Here is a 3,483-nt window from a genome sequence, read left to right as displayed (position 1 = left end):
GCAATTACAAGAATGAACGTCGCGCCACTCTGAACAAGGGCGAGGCGTTTTTCAATGTCAGCCATGACGCGTCTCATCCGTTCGTGGTGCGCGCCGGCGATGGCAAGATCCGCGTGACCGGTACCCGATTCAACGTTTGGATGTATGAAGATCAGGTTCGGGTCAATCTGATCGAAGGTTCGGTGTTGGTGAGCAGCAATCGCGATCTGCCGGGCGACGGCCTGCGCCTGAGTCCTTCGATGCAGGCACGCTACCGACATGGCGATTACGCACCGCAAATCAGCCAGACCTACCCCGGCGATACCTCGCTGGCGTGGCGCAGCGGCCGACTGATACTGGACAACCTTGCGCTGCACGACGCCCTGCCTTTGATCAACCGTTACCTGGACAAGCCGTTGATGCTGGCCGACACCAGTACCGGCGCGATCCGCGTGGGCGGTGTCTACAACATCAAAGAGATGAACAACCTCCCCAACAGCCTGCCGAAAGTGCTGCCGGTCTACCTGACCCGGAACAAGGAAGGCAATCCGGTGATCAATTCGATGCCGCAACGCCCGCCGAAAAGCTGAAGGCCGCGTCCCTTGCGGGAGGCGGCCTTCATTTGTTTCAGGGGGTGACTGTTTACTGCGCTGCCACCTTCCCTGCCTGATCCTGCTTGATCGTCTGCACCTGATATTGCGGATCCGCCTGGATCTGCTGTTCGGTGAACGGCAGGACACTCCACTGTTTCTTCGAAAACGCTGCAGTCTGATCCCGCGAGTACCTTGACATCGGATCACTGGATAACGAGAACGCCAGCAGCCCTTGGGCATGCGGGCCTTGTTCGTCGAAGCTCACCACTTGCAGATAGCTGGTGCCGCTGACCACTTCAAGTTTGCCATCCTCACGGGGCACGCTCTGCATCGCGTTGTAAATGCCCAGCGTCCCCAGCCCGCCATGAATCGGCGTTTGCTGCCCGCCACTGCTGACTACCTGGATGTCACCCCAGCGCGTGTCGGGTTTCAGGCCCATTTTGCCGACCCGCTCGACCGACGCCAGCATCGCTTCACGCAGTGCTTTGGCGACGGCAGGCTGCTCGATGGCCAGGCCGCGAGGAGTGTTTTGCGCATCTGCCGGATTGAATGCAACACGCCAGATATCGGCTGATTCAAGCAGCGCCTGCATGATGTTCTGAAAATGCACCAGACCGAGCCCGGAATCCAGATTGGCGCGGCCGTCCCACGCCTTGAGGCTGGCGCACGCAGACTTGAGTGACGCGGTATCGCTGCCCAGGTCGGCGCCGCAGAACTTCAGCAGATCGGGCATGACCTGCGTGGCCAGATAGACCTGATCGTCCATGACCATGCGCTGCAGATCCTTGATCGCCAGTGGGCCTTTTTTGCTCAGCTCACCCAAACGATCAAGCGCGAACCGTGAGCGCAGGCCCAGCGGTTGTCCTTCCTGACTGATCAGCGGTGAATAGCCGGTGAGCGGTTGAGCCGGATTGGCCAGCCATGCCGAGTCGTTGGAGTGCTGAACGAAATCCCTGCGCAGCAATTGCGGCAACTGGCTGGAGGCGAAGATGCCCTGCTGCGCGGCTTGCGGATCGACATCCCAGGCACAGCCGCTGCTGGAACCGTCGAGGACAATCATGCGCAGACCGAGGCGTGGGTCGCTGCACTTGGCAAGTTTGTCCGCGCTGACGTTCGGTACCACCGACAGGTTCATGTACAGCGTCTGACCCTTGTCATCCACCGCCAGAGTGTTGACCCACGGGATGCCCTGGATCGTGTGCACGGCGTCTTGCAGATCCTTGAGATTGCTGGCCTGGTTCATCGCGTACCACTGCTTGAGCACGCGATCGTTGTCGAGGTTGGCATCGCGCAAGCTGTAGGCATATTGCTTATCCCAGTCGAGCTTGCCCGGCCATTGCACGATCGGGCCGAGCTGCGAACTGTAGATATCGCGTTTCACCGGCACGACCTGGCCGTCAGCCTGCTTGACCTGCACGGTAACCGTCTGTTTGTTCAGCGGCAGCGACTTGCCGTCGAGCAGGTAGCGGGTCGGATCCTTTGGATCGAGTTGCAGGCGATACAAGGTGAAGTGTTTCGACGAGTCGACAGTGTGGGTCCAGGCCAGATGCTGGTTGAAACCGATGTTGATCATTGGCAGACCCGGCAATGCCGCGCCCATGACATCAAGCTTGCCGGGGATGGTCAGGTGCATCTGATAGAAACGCATGCCGCCGACCCATGGGAAATGCGGGTTGGCCAGCAACATGCCACGGCCGTTGAACGAACGCTCGCTGCCGACTGCCACGGCGTTGCTGCCGCGATCCAGGGCGAAACGTTGCTGACGGGCGTCGGCCAACTGGAACGCCTCGGCGTCGTGCTTGACCTGTGCGGTCGCTTGCGGCGGCGTGGCGCCGGCCAGAGCCTCGGCGAACTGCCCGACCCCGCCTTCCACCAACAGGCGCCGCGTCAGTTTGACCAGATCCTCGGCACTGATATCGCGTACCCAGTCGCCCTGGCATTGCTGCGGCAATCCCTGCTGGCGCCGTTCGGCCAGATAGCGGTTGTATCCGGCGGCATAACCCTCGACCAGGTCGCGGACCTGCGTCGGTTGCGCCTGCCAGAAGGTTTCGACCGCTTCTGGAGTATTGAGCCAGGTGAAGAACACATCACTGACGCGGTTTTCCCGTTGTTCGACAGTGAACTGCTCCGGGCCGAAGTAGCGTGAGCGCTCACCGTTGACCGTGACAATCTCGTTGGCCAGCAGGCACAGATTGTCCTGGGCGTAGGCGTAACCGATGCCGAAGCCCAGCCCGCGTTCGTTCTCGGCGCGAATGTGCGGCACGCCGAAACTGGTGCGGCGAATATCGGCGCTGGTTTGTGCAGCCGGGCTCAGTGCATGGGCCGACAGGCTCAGTCCGAACAAGGTGCTGGCGAGGGCCAGCCCGGTGAGTTGCCTGGAAATAATCACGCTTGCTCCTGATCGAAAGGTCGATTGCCCCTGCGTCCACGCGCAATGAGCCTGTCGAAGAAACGAAGCTGAGGAAAAAAATTTAGCGGGCAATCCTTCGGCACGAGGCCGGCATCACAAGGCCGGGACGAATTTCCGACGAAATTTCTACATCTTTTCTTTCATGATTTGTCGTGCTGAAACGTCTTGTTTAGAGAGCGCAACAAAACCTTTCCCGATCTGGCTCTGAAAAGGAGTAATCGCATGTACAACTCGCAACTACCAACGGACGGTAGCCAGACGCCACAGGGCGTTTCCATGGGTTCGCACACCGGCAATTTCACCCAGCGCGGCGAGCGTCCGGGCAACGAGCGTATTCGCGTGCTACTGAAGAGTTTCGGCCTGCGCACCAGCCTGATTCGCCTGAAAGTCATCGACGCCCTGCTCGTGGCGGCACAGAGCAATCGTCGCCTGGGCGTACGTGGCGTGCATAGCCAGTTGCTCGATCTGGACGTGCCGTTGTCCTTTCTCAGCGTGCGCGAA

At 60.1% G+C, this 3,483-nt stretch carries 3 protein-coding genes; 2 read left to right on the top strand and 1 reads right to left on the bottom strand.

What is annotated here, in order from left to right:
* Positions 1-569 (top strand): FecR family protein (locus tag OQK_RS24025; RefSeq protein ID WP_016774658.1); only part of this gene is annotated, 569 nt, incomplete at its 5' end.
* A 52-nt stretch (positions 570-621) separates the two neighbouring features.
* Here the strand turns inward: OQK_RS24025 and pvdQ are convergent.
* Complete coding sequence (gene pvdQ, locus OQK_RS24020) at positions 622-2,961, bottom strand: bifunctional acylase PvdQ (protein ID WP_016774657.1); 2,340 nt, start codon at positions 2,959-2,961, stop codon at positions 622-624.
* Positions 2,962-3,204: 243 nt separating this feature from the next.
* Here pvdQ and OQK_RS24015 point away from each other — a divergent pair.
* A partial coding sequence (locus OQK_RS24015; RefSeq protein ID WP_016774656.1) for a fe2+ zn2+ uptake regulation protein occupies positions 3,205-3,483 on the top strand: 279 nt, incomplete at its 3' end.

The organism is Pseudomonas sp. R62, assembly GCF_000257605.1.
Lineage (GTDB): Bacteria > Pseudomonadota > Gammaproteobacteria > Pseudomonadales > Pseudomonadaceae > Aquipseudomonas > Aquipseudomonas atacamensis.
The sequence above is the reverse complement of the archived record's forward strand: the minus strand, read 5'-3'. Positions and strand labels throughout refer to the sequence as shown.